Genomic DNA, 22,295 nt, shown 5'->3' on the forward strand with positions numbered 1-22,295 from the left:
TTCTTACAACCAAAGAGTCACTATTCTTATCAGTTATTTTTCCTGATAAAGTAACATAATCTTTAGGCTCTTCTTTGCAAGCGACTGCTATAATAAAAGTACAGCATAAAATAAGTAGTTTTTTCATTTTTATAGTTTTATTAGGTGCAAAAATAGCTATTAGTATAGCTTTTACGGGTAGTATTAACATTTGTTTAAGAAATTGAAAATGATTTATAATTTGAGAGTTAACTTTTTATAATCGACAATTTCTGGAATAATATTTAATGCATACAATTGTTTTTGAATATTATTAAGTGTTTTTTCATCAATGAGTTCTTGCGACCATTCAGTTAAACTTAACCACTCTTGAACATCTTCAAGTTTTTGCTCATATCGATTAGCAATGGTTTTATCTATACTTGGAATATCTTTAAACTCTGCAGTGGTGTTATTAATTATGTTTAATATAGTTTGAAGTTCTTTTTTATTAGATTCAATAAAATCTTCTCGTACGGCAATTACAAAACATGGCCATGGTGATGGACAATTACTAATACGTCTAAATTTACCATCATCTACTATGGGTTTTGTGGTAAACTTTTCCCATAAAAAATAATCTGCTTTTCCATTTATTAAACCTTCAACTGCTCCATCAAGATTTTTTATTACTTCAAAATCCAAATCTTTATCTAAATCCCAGTTGTTGTTTTGAGCATTTATGTAAGCCATTAAATGCGAACCCGAACCATATCTACTTATCGCAGCTTTTTTTCCTTTTAAATCTTCAATGGTTTTGTAAGGGGAGTCGTATGCTACATGTATCCCCCAAATTAAGGGAGTTTCTACAAATGTTTGAACAATTTTGCTCGGGTTTTCGTTAATAATGTCCTTTACAATACCTTCAGTAAGAATAACAGCAATATCAATCTCTTTTTCTCTTAATGCTTTACACATGGCACCTGTACCTCCGTAATAATCGTGCCAACGCAGATTAATATTTTCTTTTTTATACTCACCTTCTTTTAGAGTTAAATACCATGCTAAATTAAAGTGTTCTGGGACACCGCCAATGTTTATTTGCTTCATTAATGTCTATCTTTATCTATATGCGTTCTAAAGTATAAATAATAAGGTCTTCTATTACTTTTCTAGGATTTTTGCTAAAAGTACCGTTAGCTCTATTAGCAATCACGGCATTTAACGAAAGTGCATGATGTCCCAATAATTTAGACAACCCATAAATTGCCGATGTTTCCATTTCGAAATTTGAAATATAAGTACCATTAAAATTAAAAGCATCCATTTTGCTATTCAAATTGGCATCTTGTAATGGCAAGCGTAAAACTCGCCCTTGTGGACCATAAAATCCACCAGCAGTTGCTGTTAAACCAGAATAAGTCTGTTCGCTTTTAAATCGTTTTTCTAATTCTTCACTATTTTTAACTACAATAGGCCTCGCTTTTAGAGAGGACCAATTGGTTTGCTGTATAAAAGCATCTTCTATTTCTGAATCGCTAATGGGTTGAATTTGATAGGCGTGAAGCATGCCGTTAATATCTAAACCATAAGAGCTTAATACAAATGAATCTACAGGAATATTACTTTGTAACGAACCCGAAGTTCCAATTCTAATAATGTCAAGACTTGTAAGTGTCTCTTTTGGTTTTCTGGTTTTCAAATCGATATTAACTAACGCATCCAATTCATTTAAAACAATGTCGATGTTATCTGGTCCAATACCAGTAGAAATAACGGTTATGCGTTTGCCTTTACATGTTCCCGTTTGGGTTTTAAATTCGCGTTTTTGAGTTTTAAATTCAATTGTATCAAAATGTTTGGTTACTTTTTCAACACGATCTTGATCGCCAACAAATATGATGGTATTCGAAATGTTTTCAGGTTTTAAATTAAGATGATAAAGACTGCCATCTGGATTTAAAATGAGTTCAGAATTTTTAATGCTCATTTACAATTGTTTTTACTAATCTATTTAGTTTTTTGTTGAATTGGAAATCTAATTTATTTACACCTCCAAAATCTATATTGTTATTTAATTCTGCTGAAAAATTATGAGTTCCCAAAAGTGCTTCGTAACCCTTGCGATTAAGGTTTATACCATCTTTTTTAACAGTAAAAAAGATATTTAATTTATCAATTATTCTATTTAATTGAAGATCACCATATCCATAATAGCCTTGGTAATTAAGCGCATATCCTAATAGATGATGCTTCGATTTAATATCATAATCTTTAACAATGCTTAAAATATTTTGCTCCAAAACATTTAGCCCGCTTTTATAATCTGAAAACCGTTTTAAATGTGCTTTTAAGCAATTGCTTAAATATTTAAATGTGGAGCTTTTTACAATAAAAGGTTTAAATAAATTATGATCTTTACCACAATAAATGCCCCAAAGCGTTGTAGCTAATTGAATATCTTCTGATTTTAATTTAACCTTGTTTTTATAGTGTTTTAGGAGTTGTTCTGTAGAAAGCTCAGCTAAACCTTTTAAGTTTTTTTCTCCAGAAATTCTGCCACTACAAACTAAATAAATGGGCAGGTTTATTTTTTTTTGCTGAATCAAACTTATAACAGCCAACATGTTAATATGGCAAAACAAATCGTACTCAAACCAAAGAATAATTTCTGAGTAATTTTCAAAATCGTCTAATTTATTTAATTCTTCTTTTAACTCAGAAACATCTAAATCAATGTCGTAAAAGTCTTTTAAAAAAGTAGTACGGAGGTTTAAAAAGTTGTCGGAATCAATAGTTGGTAATGTAGGACCTTCGCAAAGCATTTCCTGCCACGTTAGCTTTTCTCCAACGATATCTAACTCATTCAAATAATTTGTTAAACTATTTCCATTTGTAATATGCAATGGTTGTTTAGCCATAAATTATCCGCCAACGCGTTTTACATTAAAACCTTTATCTTTTAGCATTTGCATGATTTTATCGCGATAATCGCCTTGTATGATAATTTTATCATCCTTAAAGCTACCACCAACACTTAGTGTTTTTTTTATGTCTTTGGCAAGTACTTTAAAATCTTCGGTAGCACCTGTATAGCCTTCTAAAATGGTTATAGGTTTGCCTTTTCGCTTTTCATATTTACAAAGTATAGGATCGTCTTGTATCCACAAATTGTCTGATTCTTTTGATTCTGTTGGAATCTCATCAGAAACATGCTCTGGAAATAAACTTTTTAATTGATCTTGTAAATCCATAAAAGGAAAATTATTTTTTAATAAGTCCTAATTCTATTAAGCGTTCATTTAAAAATTCGCCAGCAGTAATATCATCAAAAGCCTTAGGGTTTTCTTCATCAATGCATTCCTCTAAAACATTTAATTTCATTTCACTAATAGGGTGCATAAAAAATGGAATAGAATAACGTGAGGTTCCCCAAAGTTCTTTTGGTGGATTTATAACGCGATGTATGGTAGATTTTAATTTATTGTTGGTGTGCCTCGAAAGCATATCTCCAACATTAATCATAAGTTCATCAGATTCTGCAATAGCATCAATCCATTCGCCTTTGTGGTTTTGCACTTGTAAACCTCGACCTTGAGCCCCCATTAAAAGTGTGATTAAATTAATGTCGCCATGTGCGGCGGCACGAACAGCCTCTTTAGGCTCTTTAGTAATTGGCGGATAATGTATGGGTCTTAAAATAGAGTTTCCGTTGTGAATATAAACATCAAAATAGGTTTCTTCTAAGCCTAAATGCAACGCCAAAGCACGCAACACATATTTTGCTGTTTTTTCAAGCATTCTATACGCCTTTTTACCAATGGCATTAAAGTTTGGCAATTCGTTAACGGTTACATTTTCGGGGTATTCGGCTTTTAATTTTGAATTGTTTTCAACATATTGTCCAAAGTGCCAAAACTCTTTTAAATCGCCTTCTTTTTTACCTTTTGCACTTTCTTTTCCAAAAGATACATATCCACGTTGTCCTCCAATTCCAGGAATTTCATACTTTCTTTTTGTTTCTGTTGGTAAACTAAAAAAACTTTTAACTTCTGTGTATAAATCATCAACTAATTTATCATCTAAAAAATGACCTTTAAGCGCTACAAAGCCGATTTCTTCATAAGCCTTTCCAATAGCATCTACAAAGCTTTGTTTTTTAACTGGATCGTTCGATATGAAATCATTCAAATTAACACTTGGTATACTATTCATAAAATAATTTTTAAATGTAGTGCATTACAAATGTACAAAAACATTACAAGTTTTTTGATTTACAATTTCATATAACTTTTCAATAGATATATCCATTTTATGCTATATTTGATAAAATTTGAAACATCAGTTTTATGAGTGAAACCACGTCTTTATTTAATATCGATTATCATATTAAAGACTTAGATTCAAGTGAGCTAGTTCAGCTCTACAAGAACATGCTCAAACCGAGAATGATTGAAGAAAAAATGCTTATTCTACTACGACAAGGCAAAATAAGTAAGTGGTTTTCTGGTATAGGACAAGAAGCAATTTCGGTTGGTATAACTATGGCAATGCGTAAAAATGAATACATGTTGCCCATGCACAGAAACCTTGGTGTATTTACAACAAGAGAGATTCCTTTATATCGATTATTTGCACAATGGCAAGGCAAAGCATCGGGCTTTACAAAAGGACGAGATCGCTCGTTTCATTTTGGAACACAAGAGTATAAGATTGTTGGAATGATTTCGCATTTGGGGCCGCAATTAGGCGTTGCCGATGGTATAGCATTAGCGAGTAATTTAAAAAATAAAAATGAAGTTACGGCTGTTTTTACTGGTGAAGGCGGCACTAGCGAAGGTGATTTTCATGAGGCTTTAAACGTGGCTTCGGTTTGGAATTTACCCGTTATGTTTTGTGTTGAAAATAATGGCTATGGCTTATCAACACCAACAAGCGAGCAGTATAACTGCAAAGATATAGCAGACCGAGCTTTAGGTTACGGTATGGAATCGCATATTATTGATGGCAATAATGTTATTGAAGTTTATACCAAAGTTAGAGACATTGCCGAAAGTATTCGAAAAACGCCTAGACCTGTTTTAATAGAATTTAAAACGTTTAGAATGCGCGGACATGAAGAAGCAAGTGGTACAAAATACGTTCCTCAAGGCTTAATGGATACTTGGGCAAAAAAAGATCCTGTGGTTAATTTTCAATCCTTTTTAAAAGAAGAAGGAGTATTGACTGAAGAGGAAGAAGTGTTAATTAAAGAGGATATTTTAAAAGAGATTAATGAGAATTTAGATGTTGCATATAACGAAGAAGCTATTGTTTCAAGTGAAACAAACGAATTAAATGATGTATATCAAATATTTAAATATGAGGAAGTTAAATCAAATAATAAAACTGAAGAAGTTCGTTTGATTGATGCCATTTCCGATGGGTTAAAACAAAGTATGCATAAGCATAACGATTTGGTGATTATGGGACAAGATGTTGCTGAATATGGTGGCGTTTTTAAAATCACCGATGGTTTTGTTAAGGCTTTTGGAAAAGATAGAGTACGAAATACACCTATTTGCGAATCGGCAATTGTTGAAGCAGCCATGGGACTTTCCATCGCTGGGATTAAAAGTGTGGTAGAAATGCAATTTGCAGATTTTGTAACCTCAGGGTTTAATCCGGTGGTTAATTATTTAGCAAAATCGCATTACAGATGGAATCAAAATGCCGATGTGGTTTTAAGAATGCCTTGCGGTGGAGGCGTTGCTGCTGGTCCGTTTCACTCGCAAACCAACGAAGCTTGGTTTACCAAAACACCAGGTTTAAAAGTGGTTTACCCAGCATTTCCGTATGACGCCAAAGGGTTGTTGGCAACTGCAATAAACGATCCGAATCCTGTATTGTTTTTTGAACATAAAGGTTTGTATAGAAGCATTCGTCAAAATGTTCCAGTTGATTATTATACGCTTCCGTTTGGTAAAGCTTCAGTTTTAAGAGAAGGGAAAGATGTTACCATTATTGCTTATGGTGCTGCGGTACATTGGGCTTTAGAAACTTTAGAAAACAACGAGAATATTCAAGCAGATGTAATCGATTTAAGAACTCTTCAGCCTTTAGATACTGAAGCTATTTATGCGTCGGTAAGAAAGACAGGTAAAGCAATTATTTTACATGAAGATTCTTTGTTTGGTGGTATTGCTAGTGATATTTCTGCACTAATAATGGAACATTGTTTTGAGTATTTAGACGCACCTGTAAAACGTGTGGCGAGTATGGAAACTCCTATTCCTTTTATTAACCAATTAGAAGAACAATATCTTGCAAAAGGTAAGTTTGAAGCTGCTTTAAAAGATCTTTTAGCTTATTAAATTTAATAATGAAATACCTTAATTATTTTTATGATGCTGTACTAGGAACATTAAATTGGACATGGGATTCTATTCTTTTTAACGTGCCTTGGTATACCAACTATTTTTGGGGATTAATTGTTATTTCGTTATTTGTTTGGTTGTTAGAAATTGTTTTTCCATGGCGCAAAAATCAATCTATTTTTAGAAAAGATTTTTGGCTTGATGGATTTTATATGTTTTTTAATTTCTTCATTTTCTCAATTGTTATTAGTGGCGTTTATAAATGTTTGGAAGTCTTGTTTTTAGATATAGGTATTACTGTAAAATCTTTGGCGGTTATTAATATAGCTACATTTCCTATGTGGAGTCAACTCCTCATTTTCTTTTTATTTCAAGATTTTGTACAGTGGTTTACGCATGTTTTATTACATCGTTTTAATGTACTATGGAAATTTCATAAAGTGCATCACTCCGTAAAAGAAATGGGATTTGCAGCACATTTACGTTACCATTGGATGGAGAATATTTTCTACAAACCTCTAAAGATTTTAGTGGTAATGCTTTTAGGTGGTTTCGAACCCGAGCAAGCTTTTATTGTCCATTTTATAGCCATAACTATTGGACATTTAAATCATGCTAACATAAAACTAACTTACGGTCCTTTAAAGTATGTTTTTAATAATCCTGTGATGCATTTATATCATCATGCGTACAGCTTACCTAAAGGCAAAAAATATGGTGTTAACTTTGGTATTAGTTTAAGTTTATGGGATTATATTTTTAAAACCTATTACATTCCTGAAAAAAGCGGAACGATTGAATTGGGTTACTCAGACGATAAAAACATGCCTAAAAACTTTTTTAAGCAACTTATTTATGGTTTTAAAAAGGATGACTAATTAATTGTTTTTGCAACCGCTTCAACTTCATCTAAAACTCTTAATAGATTACCGCTCCAAAGCATTTCTATTTCACTTTCTGTATAACCACGTTTCACTAATTCTAAAGTTACATTAAAGGTTTCAGAAGCATCACTCCAACCTTCAATGCCGCCACCGCCATCAAAATCACTACTAATACCAACGTGTTTTAAACCTATTTTTTCAACTAAATAATCAATATGATTTACAAAATCACTAATATTCACTTCTTGAGGAAAACCTTTTGTTTTTGAAGCTTTTTCATTTACTATTTCTGGAATTGCATTCCAATCTGGATTAGTTTTTAATGTTTCTTGTGTTTCTTTGTCTAAGTTTCTAAATTCCCATCGGCCATACCATTTAAGTCCTAACGAATCTGCTACTTCGTTTCTTAACTTATTTAATGCAGCTTCTCGTGCTTCATTTTTGTTTTTATCAAGATAGCTTTTAAAAGCAACTGTTTGTACAACGCCACCGTTTTCTTTCATCCATTCTAATTGTTCGTCATCTAAATTTCTGCTATGATTACACAACGCTCTAACTGAAGAATGTGACGCTATTATTGGCGCTTTGCTCAATTGAACCATTTGTCGCATCGCTTCTTTTGATGGGTGCGAAACATCTATCATCATTCCTAAACGGTTCATTTCTTTAATTACTTCCTTCCCTAAATCGCTTAATCCGTTGTGTAACCAAACATCATCAGCTTCACCAGTGTTGCTGTCGCATAATTGACTATGTCCGTTATGAGCTAACGACATATATCGAGCACCAAGATTATAAAATTTTTCAACATTTTTAATATCCAATCCAATAGGGTATCCATTTTCAATACCAATCATAGCAACTTTTTTACCAGATTTAGAAATGCGTCGCACATCATCAGAAGTTGTTGCTAGTTCAATATCATTTGGTGCAATATCTTCAACTAATTTATGTATTGCATCAAATTTAGACATGGCATTTTCATACGCTTTTTTATAACCTACGTCTGTTAACGTATCTTGCCCCGTGTAAACAATAAACCAAGCCACATCTAATCCACCAGCTTCCATTTTTGGTAAATTAACTTGAGATTCTAAGTTTTGAGTATAATTTATGGAGTCTGTAAAATTCTTCACATTAATATCACAGTGTGTATCTAAGGTGATAACGCGTTCGTGGATTACCTTTGCACGTTCTTCTAAAGAAAAAGTATTGTCAGTAGTTTTGTTGGAATTGTTTTTACAAGCCATAAACATAAATAATACACATAATAATAAGGTAGAAATCTTCATTTTTTTAATTGTTAGTTTAAAAAAGTGAAAATACAAAAAACTGGAGTACTTTTATAAATATCTTATTATCAGTATATTTAATGCAAACATTAAAAATATGTTATATAGAATTTTTATTGGTTTTTTAATTTTTTTATTGCTATTTAATTGTAGAAAGGAAGCAAAAGCAAAAGAAATTTATGATTGGAATACGATAGAAGTTACTGCAACTGCTTATAATTCGTTAGCATATCAAACAAATTCTAATCCGCATATAACGGCATTTGGAGATAGTTTAAAACCAGGGTTAAAATGTATTGCCGTGTCGAGAGATCTTTTAAAAATTGGATTAAAACACAACACACCGGTAAAAATTGAAGGTTTTGATGGTGTATATTTAGTAAAAGACAAAATGAACAGACGCTGGAAAAACCGTATAGATATTTATATGGGTGTTGATGTAAAAGCCGCAAGAGACTGGGGCAAAAAAAAGATTTCTATTGCTTACGGTGTTCTTAAAAAGCAAAATTGATACTTACTTAGTTATCGCTTCAGATAAGATAAAAGGATATGCTTCTTTAACTTTTTTCAAATCTGTTTTCGATAAATCATCTATCGCTTTTTTAAGTACATTTTGACTGTATGTTTGTCGCAATTCGTAATATGCTTTTGTTAATTCGTCTTGTACTTCTATAAATTGTTTGTAGCTGGTTTGTTTTCCTGTTTGTAACGATACGACAGCTTTTTTTGGATTATCTGATGCATTTTCAGATTTTGAGCCGTTACAATAATTACAACTTTTGTCGCCATTATTATCAAGAAAACTTTTAGTGATTTCTTTTAAATCTGAAAGTTCTATTAATTCATTTTCAAGCATAATATCATCATTATTATTAATAACAATGCGTAAAATATTACGTTCGTGAATATCTACTTTACAATCGATTCCTGGCGGGCATTCCTTAGACAGCATTCTGTTAATACCTTGGTCTTTTGGAATTGTAGCAGTTACTAAAAAGAAAATAAGTAATAAAAATGCAATGTCTGCCATAGACCCTGCATTTACTTCGGGAATTAATTTAGAGTGTCTCATGTTTGTGGATTTATTGTTAATGCAAAATAGAGTTCACAAAAACAATACCACATTTTAGAGGTTATTTTTAGTGCGCATAGCGTTTTGTGCCTTTCCAAATAACCTCATTTGAATTGTTGAAACTTAAAATACGTTGGTTTGTAAATAAATTTTCTTGAGTGATTGAATCTAAATGTTTTGATATTTTAATAAGAGTTCGCATGATTTTTTGATTGATGATATTTTAGTTTTAAAAGCATACAATACGTATTTGCCATTTAAAATTATTATAATATCAAATGGCAAACAGTATAATTACCTGTAGCGTCTTTTTGTGTTCCAATGATTACTTTTTGTACTGTTCAAAGTTCCGCTTAATTGATTGTTGTTTAATGTTCTCATGATTTTTGTTTTTTAATTGATTTATACTAAGTAGACGACAACAAATAAGAATTGTTACAGTACTATGCATAACATATTAATAAATTAACATATTTTAACTATTTAGCTAGATTAGAAGGTGAGTTTGTTAAGTATTTATTGACTTTATTATATATTTTAGGAATGGTTTTTGCTTAAATAAATGCTAAATAACATTTGTAATAAGATGAATTACAGATAAAAATAATAGCTTTGAAGTCCATAATGGACATTTACATAAATCAATAGTAATAAAAACTGAGCTTAGTTTATTGAATATTTTATACTGATGAAATACTATTTTTTCTTTTTGATATCATGTTTTTTTGCTTTTACCGCAAACGCTCAAATAGATAATAAAAGCAAATCGACATCTATTCCTGCGGTAAAAAGTAAAAAAGATTCACTTGATGCTAAGATGTTGTTACCATCAAAACCCATAGAAAATAATACGATTAATGGTATGTCTGTACCAAAAGCAAATACAACTCTAAATTTTCCTAAAAAGGAATTTTCTATGTTTGGTGAAAAATTTGGAAATCCAGGTGAGTTGTATGAAGATAGATTAAATAAAAACATAAAAGACATTAAAACTGAAATGGGTTTGGGTGCTAAAGGAAGTACAACCGATCAGTACTTTGGGGACTTTAAAACCAAATCAAAATTTGTTAGAGTTATATATAGAGACTTTGGGCTGCAAGATGGAGACTATATTCGTGTTTTAGTAAATGATGACATTTTAGAATTTCGTGTTTTATTAACAAATAGCTCTAAAGGTTTTAAATTAGATTTAAAAGAAGGTTTTAATAAAATAGATTTTCTAGCTTTAAATGAAGGTTACTCGATGCCTAATACAGCAGAATTTCATGTTATAGATGATCAAGGGAATGTTATTGCTGGCAACCAATGGAATCTTTCTACGGGTGTAAAAGCAACTATTATTGTGGTTAAAGAATGATTTAAGAAACAATCTCATCAATCAATCTCAATTCCTCTTCACTAAAATTTAAATTATCCAACGCTTTTACATTCTCATGTAATTGATTTGCAGAACTTGCACCAATTAAAACAGATGCTACTTGTTTCTGTCTTAAAATCCAAGCAATGGCCATTTGCGATAGTTTTTGTCCGCGCTCTTGTGCAATAGTATTTAGGTTTTTTATTTTTTCAATATTAGAATTAACAGTTTCTGCATTCAAAAAGATGGAATTATTTCCTGCCCTAGAGTTTTTAGGAATCCCCTTTAAATATTTATCGGTAAGCATTCCTTGGGCTAAAGGCGAAAACGCAATACATCCCACGCCATTGTTTTCTAAAGTATCTAAAAGCCCATCTTCAACCCAACGATCAAACATCGAATATCTGGCTTGATGTAAAATAAAAGGCACATTCAAATCTTTTAATAGCTTAGCAGCTTTTTGAGTATCCTCTGGTCCGTAATTAGAAATCCCGACATATAAAGCTTTTCCTTGACGAACAATATCAGCCAACGCACCCATGGTTTCCTCTAGAGGCGTATCTGGGTCTGGTCTGTGATGATAAAAAATATCAACATAATCTAATCCCATACGTTTTAAGCTCTGGTCTAAACTAGCTATTAAATATTTTCTAGACCCAAAATCGCCATAAGGTCCAGACCACATAGTATATCCTGCTTTTGTGGCTATAAATAATTCATCTCTGTAAAGTTTGAAATCTTGCTTATATATAGTTCCAAAGTTTTCTTCAGCAGAACCAGGAGGTGGCCCATAATTATTAGCGAAATCCAAATGTGTTATCCCTAAATCGAAGGCTGTTCTTAAAATTTCTCTTCCATTTTTAATATCATCAACAAAACCAAAATTATGCCATAAGCCTAAAGAAATAGCTGGAAGGTGTACACCACTTTTTCCAGCTTTATTATAGCTCATGGTGTCATAGCGTTGTGAATTAGCTTGATACGATGTTGTTTTAGTTTTGTCGTTCGTCTGCATGTTTTCAAATTAAAAAGGAGCATAAAAATATGAATTAGTTTTCAGTAATAATAGATTCATATCCAATTTTAATGGATTGTAAAAACAAAAAGACCTCTTAAAATTTTAAGAGGTCTTTACTATATAACTAAAAGAATAATTTAATCTTTTAAAGGTTGTTTAACATCCTGTTTTAAATGTTTTGCGTAAAAGCCCATCATCGCTTTATAAAGTGCGATTGAGTTTTCTTCTTTAGCAAATCCGTGGCCTTCATCATATTTTACCATATATGGTACATCAACACCTTTTGCTCTTAGAGCTTCAACAATTTGATCTGACTCATCAATATTTACTCTTGGGTCGTTTGCCCCTTGAACAACAAAAAGAGGTTTTTTGATTTTATCAATATGAAAAACTGGTGATACTTCATTCATAATTGCTTTTTCTTCAGGAACATCTAAATCATACCAAATTTCTTTAATAATTTTTAAATAAGGTTTCCAATAAGCCGGCATGCTATTCATAAATGTAAATAAGTTAGATACACCAACATAATCAACGCCACAAGCATACAAATCTGGTGTTTTAGTTAAGCCACGTAAAACGGCATATCCGCCATGGCTACCACCATAAATTGCGGCATTATCTTTATCAACCCAACCTTTATCTACTACATATTGCAAGCCGTCTTCAACATCGTCCATAGCTTTTCTACCAATTTGTTTAAAGCCAGATTCTAAAAACTCACGACCGTAGCCTCCAGAAATTCTAAAGTTTACCTGTAACGTTGCGTAACCACGACTAGCAAACAATTGTGCTTCAGGGTTAAACCCCCAAGAGTCTCTAATACCTTGTGGTCCACCGTGCGGATTTACAATTACGGGTACTTTGTTTCCGTTTAGTGCTTCTTTTGGTAAAGTAATGTAGCCATGAAGCGTAATACCATCTCTACTTTTAAAAGTTATAGGGCGCATTTCTGCCATATCACTTTCAATAAGGTTTGGCATTAAATTATAAAGTAATTTGAATTCATCTTTTTTAGCATCATAAGAATAATAAGTGCCGTATAGTTTATCGCTTTGTAAAAAGATTAAATATTTACTTTCATCATCAGTAGCATCAGCTATGGTATAATTATACTCAGGAAATTTTGTTATAATTCTTTTATGAAGTTTTTTATAATAGTCGCTTACAGGAATGATGTTTCTTTTCTCTCCTTCGTAAGAGAAATAATCTAATTCGTAACCTCTATGTCTCGATAAGCCTAAGCTAGATACATCATATTTATCATTCGAAAATAATTTTTTAATGACTTTGTCTTCTTTTAAATCATATAAATAAATTTGTGTTTTATCGCTATCTAAATTTGAAATCACATAGGCTTCATGCGGATTATCAGACGCATAATTGAAGCTTATAATTGAAAAAGTATCTTTCCAACTTAATTGTTTTTTTACCTCGTAATTTTCCCCATCAGTAGTGTAATATAAATCAATATTCACACCATCTCGCAGTTTTGCAAAACCACGTAAATTCCCATCTTTATCAAACTCGTAACCATTAATTGGGTTAGCGGCATCTTCGTTTTTATAAAGTTGTTTAAGCTCGCCTGTAACGATATTGATTTTATAAGGTTCGAAAATTTGAGGATTGTTTTGATTCATAGAAATAATCATATGATCTTTATCCTCTTTTAAGTTGTTAAGGATATTAACTTTAACACCATCAAAAGGCGTTAATTCTTTTTGGTTTTTGCCATCAACATCAACAGCAAATAAGTGATAATCTTCATTACCACCTTTATCCATAACGTAAATTAATCTCGCATCGTTTGCCCAACCAAAGCCTCTAATAAGTTCTTCTTTCTCTTCAATAACTCTAGTAACTTCTTCGGTTTCTAAGTTTTTTACGTATACATGATTTTTTTTGTTTTCGTCTTTTTCTCTGTAAGATAAATACGTTCCGTTAGGAGAAAAACTAAAAGATCTTGCTTTAGGCCTAGCAAAATAATCTTCAACCGAATATTTATAATTCGTAGGATTCCAATTGGCTAATTTTTCTAATTCAGCATCCGATGTTGGTAAAGCTGTATTACCTGGTAATGTTTTAACGGTTTTGTTAAGTGTTAGTGGCATTTCGTTTGGTCCTTGATAAAATGTTCCTGTTATTGAGTTTTCTGCAAAGGTACCAACATATTTTATGCCGGCTTGATTAAATTTAATAGTTAAGGTATTATCTGTAAAAGTGGTTATATCCATAGGAATACCTGTTGCGCCTTGCGATGGACTATCCATAGTAGATGTATACGCATCGCCTTCCATTTTCACATTAAATACTAGTGGGATTTCTGTGTCTTGAACCGAAATTTTTCCTTCCCAAGCACCAACAATGTCTTGAGCATTAGCTTGTGTTAACATGCCTATAAATAAGAATAAAGCACTGCTTAATTTTAAAAGTGTAATTTTCATTTGAATGATTTAAGTTTAAAAAAGATTCTTTTATTAATAACTTTCTATAATATTTTGTTAGATGAAAAATAATAGCTTTTGTTACAAAAAAATCAAATAAAAATAGATTAAATATGTAACACTCATATTTTCAGCATCATATGCCTTTTTAAGTTTATATAAATAATTCATTTGTAATTTTCATTACAAACATTAGTCATAAACCCTTTAAAGGTGTTATTTTTGCACGTCATAAAACCGAAAATATGTCTAAAATATCGACTATAGAGTTAGAAGAAAGAAAAGCTGGTAAAGATCTGTATAGCTATCAAAAAGGAGCTATTGATAAGATTTTTACAGCTTTTGAAGAATCTCCTGATGATTATCATTTGTTATATCAACTTCCAACCGGTGGAGGAAAAACAGTTATTTTTTCTGAAATAGTAAGACAATATTTAAAGCATCATAAAAAAAAGGTGTTGGTGATGACGCATCGCATTGAGTTATGCAAGCAAACCTCTAATATGCTTACAGAATTTGCAGTACGCAATAAAGTGATTGATAGTAAAGCAGATTTAAGCGATCAAGGAGAGTATAGCTGTTTTGTAGCTATGGTTGAAACTTTAAATAACAGATTAAATGATGATAAATTAGATATATCTGATATTGGACTGGTTATTATAGATGAAGCTCATTATAATTCATTTACCAAATTATTCAAATTTTTTAGTCAGTCATTTATTTTAGGAGTTACTGCAACACCTTTAAGTTCAAGTATGGATTTGCCAATGACCGATAATTATGATGAACTAATTGTTGGAGAAACTATAGAATCTTTAATTGAAAATGGCTTTTTAGCTCGTGCCGAAATGTATTCGTATAATGTGGGTTTAACCTCTTTAGTTGTAGGTGCTAATGGTGATTATACAGTAAAATCTTCTGAAGATTTATATACTGACAATGACATGCTTACCAAGTTGATACAAGCATATGAAGAACGCTCAAAAGGAAAAAAAACACTAATTTTTAATAACGGGATTAATACTTCGTTGCACGTATACGATACCTTTAGACGAGCAGGTTACCCCATTGCACACTTAGATAATACCAATACTAAAAAGGAACGTGCCTTAATTTTAAAATGGTTCAAAAAAACACCCGATGCTATTTTAACGTCGGTTAGTATTTTAACAACAGGTTTTGATGAGCCTACAGTTGAAAGTATTATTTTAAATCGAGCTACCAAATCGTTAACACTATACTATCAAATGATTGGTCGTGGCTCTCGTATTTTAAAAAATAAAAAGACTTTTGATGTTATTGATTTAGGAAATAATTTCCACCGTTTTGGTGCTTGGGGCGACGATTTAGATTGGCAAAAAATATTTAGATCACCTTATTATTATTTAGATGCTTTATTAAGTGATGAAGAATTAGAAAGCAATTTTAGATACGAAATGCCTGATGAATTACGCGCAGAATTTTCAAAATCTAAAGAGGTGTATTTTGATGTGCAAAAAACCTACGTAGAATCTATTCGAGCAGGTGAGTCCTCAAAAGTGGTTTTAGAACGTTCTATCGAGCAGCACGCCAAAATATGTATTGAAAACAGTGAAGATGTTTACGATGCTTTAGCCTTAGCAAAAATGCTTGGAGACGATATCGATTTTAGAATTGGCAGATACACTAAATGCATAAGCAAAAGCACGTTTAATTTTGTAGAGTGGCTTAAAGGTGATTATAAGAAAAAACTTAACTCTTATTTACGCTCTAATTTTGATGACGTTTTTGAGCGAATTCATGGGTATCCGCCTGAGGATTAATCTTTTTGTACATTTTTTTGACTTAAATAAAACTCTTCTGTCTAAAAAAGTGTTTTCTTGACTTTGTGAGAAAAATTAACTAATTTCGTTTAACGGCGGATGTAAACTATTTATATCTATTAATCATTGGCAAATATTAAAAAATGAAAGGGAAATTAGAAACAATCGGGCTTTGTGTTGGGTGGTTTGCCCTTATAATGCAGTTTTTCTTAATGTTTCAGAACAGACAAACGGCTATTCCTGAAATGATTATTCGCTTTTTTAGTTTTTTTACCATTTTAACAAATATTTTAGTGGCATTATATTTCACGGCTTCTGCATTTAAGCTAAAAATTGTTCCGTTCAAATGGTTCTTTTCAAAAGGAACTTTAACAGCCATTACTGCATTTATACTCATAGTGGGTTTGGTTTATCAAATTGCATTGAGAGGTGTATGGCAACCTACAGGACTACAATACATAGTGGATGAATTATTACATAGCATTATTCCTTTATACGTATTTATATATTGGTATTTTAATGTCAGTAAAAATGATTTACAGATAAAACCAATATTTAGATGGCTATTATACCCTGTCCTTTTTATTATATTTATATTGGTAAGAGGATATTTCTCTGGGTTTTATCCCTATCCCTTTTTAGATGTTCTTAAAATCGGATACGAAAAGACATTCTTAAATATTGGTTTTATTTTTATAACAACTTTGACCATGTTAACAATCCTTTTGTTAGTAGGAAAAACAATAATTAAAAAACAAACAAAAACCCAATGATTATGAACATCAAAACCACGCTACAAATTACCATTTTTGCCTTCCTTATTATCTCTTGTGCTTCCAAAAAGAATATGGATAGCGACAAACTTTACAATACCAGTTGGGAGCTGGAATACATTTCTGGACCACGTATAGCTTTTAATGGATTATATCCCGACAAAAAACCTAAAATTTCCTTTGACAAAACGACCAACAAAGTAGAAGGCAACAATAGTTGTAATGGTTATTCTGCCGATTATACTTTGAACGGTAAGGAAATGTCTTTTGGAGAACCAGGGCCAACCACAATGATGTTTTGTGGAGAAGGTGAAAAAGTGTTTTTAAATACAATGAAAAAAATAAACAAATACAGCTTTGACGAAGAAGGAAAACTAAATCTGATGATTGATGATGTGACAATGATGCGTTTCCGTAAAGTACAGTAAAAATGAAAAGGTTATTAATTTCAATATTGGCTATTGGGCTGGTTCTTTCTTCATTTTCAGAAAACTATAAAATTTTAAACAGATGAAAAAAATAGCCTTATTAACGCTTGCACTCATTACCATAGTAGCTTGTAAAAACAATACGAAAACAGAAAACAAATCGGTAACAAAAGAAGAAAAACCATTCAAGGAATTAACTGAAATACCGATATTAGATACAGGTTGCTATGCATACAATAAAAATGGCAACAACATAAAAATGGAAATCACCAAAATAGATGAAAATGTAACAGGAAACCTTAACATTGCCTATGCCGAAAAAGATGTCAACCAAGGCACTTTTGTGGGTAAATTAAACGGCGACAAGCTTATTGGAACGTACACGTTTAATGCGGAAGGAAAAGAAAGTTCAAAAGAAATAGCATTTTTGGTCAAGGACAACCAACTTATTGAAGGCTATGGAGAATTAATTGAAAATGGCACAAAATTCAAGGATGTGAACGCCATTAAATATACCTCTACAATGCCTTTAACAAAGTTAGATTGCGATAAATAAAAAACCAAATGTTTGTGTTTGTAAATGGTAACTCATTTTTCGAGCTAAAACAAACCTGTTTGAATTGGCTACACAAACATTAAACTAAGACCTTTACAAGGACGGAATCAGGTTCTAAGTAACTCTAAAAAGAGAGGAGACTAGCCTTTCATTTACACTCAGGATAAACTCAAACCCGACTTTTTTTCTCAAAAAGTAACGCCCAAATAATAATTTTTTAATTTATTTATAAATACTTTAAAGCTGATATCCTATTAATACAACGATTATTATAGCATCATAAAAATAAGACGTATCTTTACGAACTAATTTTAAAATCTACAGGATAATTTAAACTATGGCAAAATCGCAAGTCACATTTAACAAAATTGAAAAAGAAAAAAAGCGCTTAAAGAAAAGAGAAGAAAAGCAAAAAAAGAAAGAAGCTCGTAGAGCTGAAGCTAAAGAAAACCCTCAAGGTATTCAGTTTGCTTATGTTGATTATAACGGAAACTTAACAGACACACCACCAGATCCTGCAATGCGCGAAAAAGTTGAAGCTGAAAGCATTGAATTAGGCATACCTAAAAAAGAAGACAGAGTAGAAGAGGTGTTTACTGCAAAAGAAGGTAAAGTTTCGTTTTTCGATCATTCAAAAGGTTTTGGTTTTATTTTAGATAGTGTAAACCAAGAAAAATATTTTGTTCATGTTAGTGGTTTAATTGATGAAATTAACGAAAATGACAAAGTAACTTACGAGTTAGAACGCGGTCAAAAAGGTATGAATGCAGTAAGAGTAAAGAGAATCTAGCTTATTTCTTTTTTTAATATTGAAACTCAAAAACTTAGTATGAGTTTACCCCGTAAAACTATTCTTATTGTATTAGCTTTTTTTGCTATATATGTTATTTGGGGTTCTACTTATTTACTTAATAAAATTGCGGTTTCGCAATTACCTCCTTTTTTTCTGGCAGCGGTTAGGTTTTTAGTGGCTAGCATTATTATTTTTTTAATTGCAAAATCGTTAAAAATTAACCTCTCAATTTCTAAGAAACAATTAATAAATACTACAATTGCTGGGTTTTTGTTTTTAACTTTTGGCAACGGACTTGCTGTTTTAGCTTTAAAATATATTGATAGCGGTTTTGCTGCTTTAGAAATTTCTGCACAACCCTTAGTGGTGCTTATTATGATGCGTATCCTTTATGGTAAACGCATCGCACTTATGTCTTATATAGGTGTTGTATTAGGTTTTATAGGTATATTTCTTTTGGTAAGTCAGAAACAAATTATAAGTCAGGAAGGGCAAATATTAGGTATAGTCTTAATTTTTGTTTGTATGCTAAGTTGGGCTTATGCCAGTGTTTTTGTTGGTAAAGCAGATTTACCTAAAAATTCATTTGTTAATACAGGGTATCAAATGTTAACTGGTGGCATTATGCTAGGTATAATTAGTTTAATTTTAAACGAACCTTGGTTGTTACCTAATGTGTGGCAGAGCGATGTAAAATGGTCTATGCTTGGGCTTATTCTTTTTGGGAGCATTATTGCGTTTACTGCTTTTAATTATCTTTTAAAAGAAGTATCGCCAGAAAAAGTGGCTACTTCTACTTACGTAAATCCAATTATTGCTTTGATATTAGGGTGGTGGATTTTAAATGAACAAATTACTACGCAATCTATAATTGCTGCTATAGTTTTGTTAACAGGTGTTTACTTTATAAACACGAAACGCACTTTTAAGCCACGAAGTATAGGGCGTTAAACGAGCTTTATTCTTTCGATATAAGCACAGACAGATTAATAGCTTAAGTTTTGTGAACTCTATCGTTATTTGTAGTTTTGCTTGCTTTAAAATTAACTTATGAAAATACCAAATAGCGTAAATGTTTACCGAAGAAAGATTATGCGTTTTATTACCAAAAATGTAGGTAGTTCTCAAACTGAACCAAAATTTGATGCTAATACACAGGTTAACATAAAAAAAATTTTAATTATTCGTCCAAATCACAGATTAGGAAATCAGTTGCTTTTAACACCAATTGTTCAAGAGGTTATTAATACATTCCCAAATTGCGAAATCGATTTGTTTGTAAAAGGAGGCGTAGCATATCCTGTTTTTGAGAATTACAAACAGATTAGCACCATTTTTCAGCTTCCTAAAAAACCATTTAATCACTTGTTTAAGTATGTTAAGTGTTGGATTTTAATTAAAAGAAAACATTATGATTTGGTAATAAATGGTGATAAAAACTCATCTTCTGGACGATTATTAACTCAAATTTCTACTGGTGATTATAAAGTTTTTGGAGATGTAAATGATACAATTAAATTAAAGTATACGGATTACGAGCATATAGCTAAATACCCTGTTTATAATTTAAGACACTATTTAACTAAGCTAGGTTTTAGTGATAATAGGAGTGAAGTTCCTACTTTAAATATCAAATTAAACGAATCAGAAATTCAAAAAGGGAAAAAATTACTAAAAGATATTGTTAAAAATGACAAACAAACTATTTGTATTTATACCAACGCTACGGGCAATAAATGTTATTCAGAAAATTGGTGGCATACATTTTATACACGTTTAAAAAACGAGTTTGAAAATGATTTTAATATAATTGAAATGTTGCCTATTGAGAATATTTCAAAAATCAACTTTAAAGCAACTCATTTTTACAGTAAGGATATTCGTGAAATGGGGGCTATCATAAAAAACACTTCAATTTTTATTGCTGCCGATAATGGCGTTATGCACTTAGCCAGTGCTTCTTTAACTCCAACAATTGGTTTCTTTTCGGTTACAAATGAAAATATTTATAAGCCTTACGGAAACGGAAGTATGGCTTTAAATACAAACACAACAACTATTGATGATTGGATAACTGAAATAAATAAAATTTTAAGATAACTCTCAATTTCTAATTTTAACAGTCTATTATCACTACTATTTATTCAGATTTTGTAATTTAGGAACACGCTAAATTTAATTAGAATGAAATCTATATACATAATAGCTGTTACTTTTTCTATTACTTTTTTTTCGTGTAAATCTATAAACTATCAAGCTACAGGCGAGCAAATTAAGAGTCTAGAATACTTAGTAGAGAATAAGAATTTCAAGATTGAATCTGATTGGGCGTATCCACAAACAACCACTGCAACACAACAGGTATTTAATTCTGGTTTATTGCCAACTGGGAGTTCGTCTGGGGCAATTAACCTTATTGGAAATTCAAATTTTTTAACTATTTCAGGCGATAGTATTACATCTTACTTGCCATATTTTGGCGAACGACAAACCAATGTGGGCTATGGCGGAAACGATAGTACTATTCAATTAGAAGGTGTCGTAGAAAATTATCATGTTGCTAAAGGAAAAAAAGATAGCTATACTATTTCTTGCGATGCAAAAAGCAAGTCAGAACACTTTAAAGTCATTATCAAATTATTTCCAAATTTAAAGAGTTATGTCATACTAACTGGAGCTTCAAGAAACTCCATTTCTTATTCTGGGGAAGTAAAATCTAAAGAATAGCTAAAAATTAGTTGCAAACTTTACTGTTCATCTATTCATCGTAAAATTTTATAGTTCAATCGATTATTTTACTCAAAAAGTGTATAAATAGTTAATTTCGAAAGGATTATAAAAATTTACCCCATGAAAAATCTATTAACTCTACTTATTCTTGTATTTATAGTTAGTTTTTCAAATAACTTAAATGCTCAAGAAATAAATACTACTTTAGAAGAGATTCCACAAAACTATAAGAAACGTAGTCCTATTTATGATTATTCAGAAAAGCAATTAAACAGTGTTGATACTATTCCAGATTTTGTATCAAGATCGAATAAATTAAAAATAACAGGTACTATTTACGAAAATGATGGTGTAACACCAGCAAAAGATGTACTCTTATTTATTCATCAAGCTGACGAAGATGGTAATTTTGATTTGAAAAGACATAATAAAAAGCGTTATGTTAAACACAGAGGCTGGATTAGAACAGATGCAAACGGACGTTATACATTTTACACTTTTGTACCAGGAAAGTACATGTTTGGAAACGAATTAGCTCAAATTTTACCAATTATTAAAGAACCAAATAAACCTGAATATAAAATAGAATCTTTTGTTTTTGATAATGATCCGTTATTAACCGAATCTTGTCGTTCTAAAATAGAAGAAACTAACCCTAACAGAATTCTTAAACTCGATAAAAAAGAAGGCTTATTTGTTGCTAAAAGAGATATTATTCTTGGTAAGGAGCTTGAGATATATAAGTGATTAAAACTTTTCTATTTTAATCGTTATAATTTATTAATACAATTATTTAGTCAAAGCTCATATCTATTGGGCTTTATGTCATAAT

23 protein-coding genes and 1 pseudogene are annotated in these 22,295 nt (G+C 31.3%); 13 read left to right on the forward strand and 11 right to left on the reverse strand.

What is annotated here, in order from left to right:
- The 6 genes and pseudogenes from AADI82_RS04845 to AADI82_RS04870 all read right to left on the reverse strand — a co-directional run.
- Positions 1–190 (reverse strand): annotated as a pseudogene (locus AADI82_RS04845) (hypothetical protein); the annotation flags it as partial.
- 23 nt (positions 191–213) lie between these two features.
- Positions 214–1,068 (reverse strand): substrate-binding domain-containing protein, encoded by an 855-nt coding sequence (locus AADI82_RS04850; protein WP_341215327.1) that lies wholly within the window; start codon positions 1,066–1,068, stop codon positions 214–216.
- A 16-nt stretch (positions 1,069–1,084) separates the two neighbouring features.
- Positions 1,085–1,948, reverse strand: coding sequence for a nucleoside phosphorylase (locus tag AADI82_RS04855; RefSeq protein ID WP_341215328.1), 864 nt, complete (start codon positions 1,946–1,948; stop codon positions 1,085–1,087).
- A complete protein-coding gene (locus AADI82_RS04860; protein WP_341215329.1) occupies positions 1,938–2,879 on the reverse strand; it encodes a DUF1835 domain-containing protein in 942 nt (313 codons plus the stop codon). Before AADI82_RS04860 ends, AADI82_RS04855 begins: the two co-directional genes overlap by 11 nt.
- 3 nt (positions 2,880–2,882) lie before the next feature.
- A complete protein-coding gene (locus AADI82_RS04865) occupies positions 2,883–3,212 on the reverse strand; it encodes a translation initiation factor (RefSeq protein ID WP_341215330.1) in 330 nt (109 codons plus the stop codon).
- A 10-nt stretch (positions 3,213–3,222) separates the two neighbouring features.
- Entirely contained in the window at positions 3,223–4,173 is a 951-nt protein-coding gene (locus AADI82_RS04870; RefSeq protein WP_341215331.1) for a 2-oxoglutarate and iron-dependent oxygenase domain-containing protein, read from the reverse strand.
- Between the two features lie 134 nt (positions 4,174–4,307).
- Between AADI82_RS04870 and AADI82_RS04875 the strand changes: the two genes are divergently transcribed.
- Together AADI82_RS04875 and AADI82_RS04880 are read left to right on the forward strand one after the other, a co-directional pair.
- Positions 4,308–6,311 (forward strand): dehydrogenase E1 component subunit alpha/beta, encoded by a 2,004-nt coding sequence (locus tag AADI82_RS04875; RefSeq protein WP_341215332.1) that lies wholly within the window; start codon positions 4,308–4,310, stop codon positions 6,309–6,311.
- A gap of 5 nt (positions 6,312–6,316) precedes the next feature.
- The gene (locus tag AADI82_RS04880; RefSeq protein WP_341215349.1) at positions 6,317–7,192 is read left to right on the forward strand and encodes a sterol desaturase family protein; all 876 of its coding nucleotides are present in this window, start codon (positions 6,317–6,319) and stop codon (positions 7,190–7,192) included.
- Here AADI82_RS04880 and AADI82_RS04885 read toward each other — a convergent pair.
- A complete protein-coding gene (locus AADI82_RS04885) occupies positions 7,189–8,490 on the reverse strand; it encodes a dipeptidase (protein ID WP_341215333.1) in 1,302 nt (433 codons plus the stop codon). The two genes, AADI82_RS04880 and AADI82_RS04885, sit on opposite strands and share 4 nt — an antisense overlap.
- A gap of 97 nt (positions 8,491–8,587) precedes the next feature.
- Between AADI82_RS04885 and AADI82_RS04890 the strand changes: the two genes are divergently transcribed.
- On the forward strand, positions 8,588–9,001 hold the full coding sequence (locus AADI82_RS04890) for a hypothetical protein (RefSeq protein WP_341215334.1): 414 nt from the start codon (positions 8,588–8,590) through the stop codon (positions 8,999–9,001).
- A gap of 3 nt (positions 9,002–9,004) precedes the next feature.
- Here AADI82_RS04890 and AADI82_RS04895 read toward each other — a convergent pair whose 3' ends face one another.
- Positions 9,005–9,562: a biopolymer transporter ExbD gene (locus AADI82_RS04895; protein ID WP_341215335.1), complete on the reverse strand. Its 558-nt coding sequence runs from the start codon at positions 9,560–9,562 to the stop codon at positions 9,005–9,007.
- A 67-nt stretch (positions 9,563–9,629) separates the two neighbouring features.
- Complete coding sequence (locus AADI82_RS04900) at positions 9,630–9,764, reverse strand: hypothetical protein (protein WP_341215336.1); 135 nt, start codon at positions 9,762–9,764, stop codon at positions 9,630–9,632.
- 486 nt (positions 9,765–10,250) lie between these two features.
- Here AADI82_RS04900 and AADI82_RS04905 point away from each other — a divergent pair, with 486 nt between their 5' ends.
- Entirely contained in the window at positions 10,251–10,919 is a 669-nt protein-coding gene (locus tag AADI82_RS04905) for a hypothetical protein (RefSeq protein ID WP_341215337.1), read from the forward strand.
- A 1-nt stretch (position 10,920) separates the two neighbouring features.
- Here the strand turns inward: AADI82_RS04905 and mgrA are convergent, their stop codons facing one another.
- Together mgrA and AADI82_RS04915 are read right to left on the reverse strand one after the other, a co-directional pair.
- Positions 10,921–11,934 carry an L-glyceraldehyde 3-phosphate reductase gene (gene mgrA, locus AADI82_RS04910; protein WP_341215338.1) on the reverse strand — a complete coding sequence of 338 codons (1,014 nt, stop codon included), beginning with the start codon at positions 11,932–11,934 and terminating at the stop codon, positions 10,921–10,923.
- A 140-nt stretch (positions 11,935–12,074) separates the two neighbouring features.
- Positions 12,075–14,381 (reverse strand): S9 family peptidase, encoded by a 2,307-nt coding sequence (locus tag AADI82_RS04915; protein WP_341215339.1) that lies wholly within the window; start codon positions 14,379–14,381, stop codon positions 12,075–12,077.
- A 245-nt stretch (positions 14,382–14,626) separates the two neighbouring features.
- On the opposite strand from AADI82_RS04915, the gene AADI82_RS04920 reads away from it, so the two are divergent.
- From AADI82_RS04920 to AADI82_RS04960, 9 genes are all read left to right on the forward strand, one after another.
- Positions 14,627–16,183 carry a DEAD/DEAH box helicase family protein gene (locus tag AADI82_RS04920; protein WP_341215340.1) on the forward strand — a complete coding sequence of 519 codons (1,557 nt, stop codon included), beginning with the start codon at positions 14,627–14,629 and terminating at the stop codon, positions 16,181–16,183.
- Positions 16,184–16,326: 143 nt separating this feature from the next.
- Positions 16,327–16,956 (forward strand): Pr6Pr family membrane protein, encoded by a 630-nt coding sequence (locus tag AADI82_RS04925; protein ID WP_341215341.1) that lies wholly within the window; start codon positions 16,327–16,329, stop codon positions 16,954–16,956.
- A gap of 2 nt (positions 16,957–16,958) precedes the next feature.
- On the forward strand, positions 16,959–17,384 hold the full coding sequence (locus AADI82_RS04930; RefSeq protein WP_341215342.1) for an META domain-containing protein: 426 nt from the start codon (positions 16,959–16,961) through the stop codon (positions 17,382–17,384).
- 82 nt (positions 17,385–17,466) lie between these two features.
- Entirely contained in the window at positions 17,467–17,940 is a 474-nt protein-coding gene (locus AADI82_RS04935) for a hypothetical protein (RefSeq protein ID WP_341215343.1), read from the forward strand.
- Positions 17,941–18,277: 337 nt separating this feature from the next.
- Positions 18,278–18,730 carry a cold shock domain-containing protein gene (locus AADI82_RS04940; protein ID WP_341215344.1) on the forward strand — a complete coding sequence of 151 codons (453 nt, stop codon included), beginning with the start codon at positions 18,278–18,280 and terminating at the stop codon, positions 18,728–18,730.
- A 39-nt stretch (positions 18,731–18,769) separates the two neighbouring features.
- Positions 18,770–19,684 carry an EamA family transporter gene (locus AADI82_RS04945; RefSeq protein ID WP_341215345.1) on the forward strand — a complete coding sequence of 305 codons (915 nt, stop codon included), beginning with the start codon at positions 18,770–18,772 and terminating at the stop codon, positions 19,682–19,684.
- Between the two features lie 99 nt (positions 19,685–19,783).
- Positions 19,784–20,833, forward strand: a complete 1,050-nt coding sequence (locus AADI82_RS04950; RefSeq protein WP_341215346.1) for a glycosyltransferase family 9 protein — start codon at positions 19,784–19,786, stop codon at positions 20,831–20,833.
- Positions 20,834–20,917: 84 nt separating this feature from the next.
- On the forward strand, positions 20,918–21,460 hold the full coding sequence (locus AADI82_RS04955; protein ID WP_341215347.1) for a DUF4251 domain-containing protein: 543 nt from the start codon (positions 20,918–20,920) through the stop codon (positions 21,458–21,460).
- 123 nt (positions 21,461–21,583) lie between these two features.
- A complete protein-coding gene (locus tag AADI82_RS04960) occupies positions 21,584–22,210 on the forward strand; it encodes a hypothetical protein (protein WP_341215348.1) in 627 nt (208 codons plus the stop codon).
- The last annotated feature ends 85 nt before the right edge of the window (positions 22,211–22,295 follow it).

The sequence above is a fragment of the uncultured Wocania sp. genome (genome assembly GCF_964021735.1).
Lineage (GTDB): Bacteria > Bacteroidota > Bacteroidia > Flavobacteriales > Flavobacteriaceae > Wocania_A.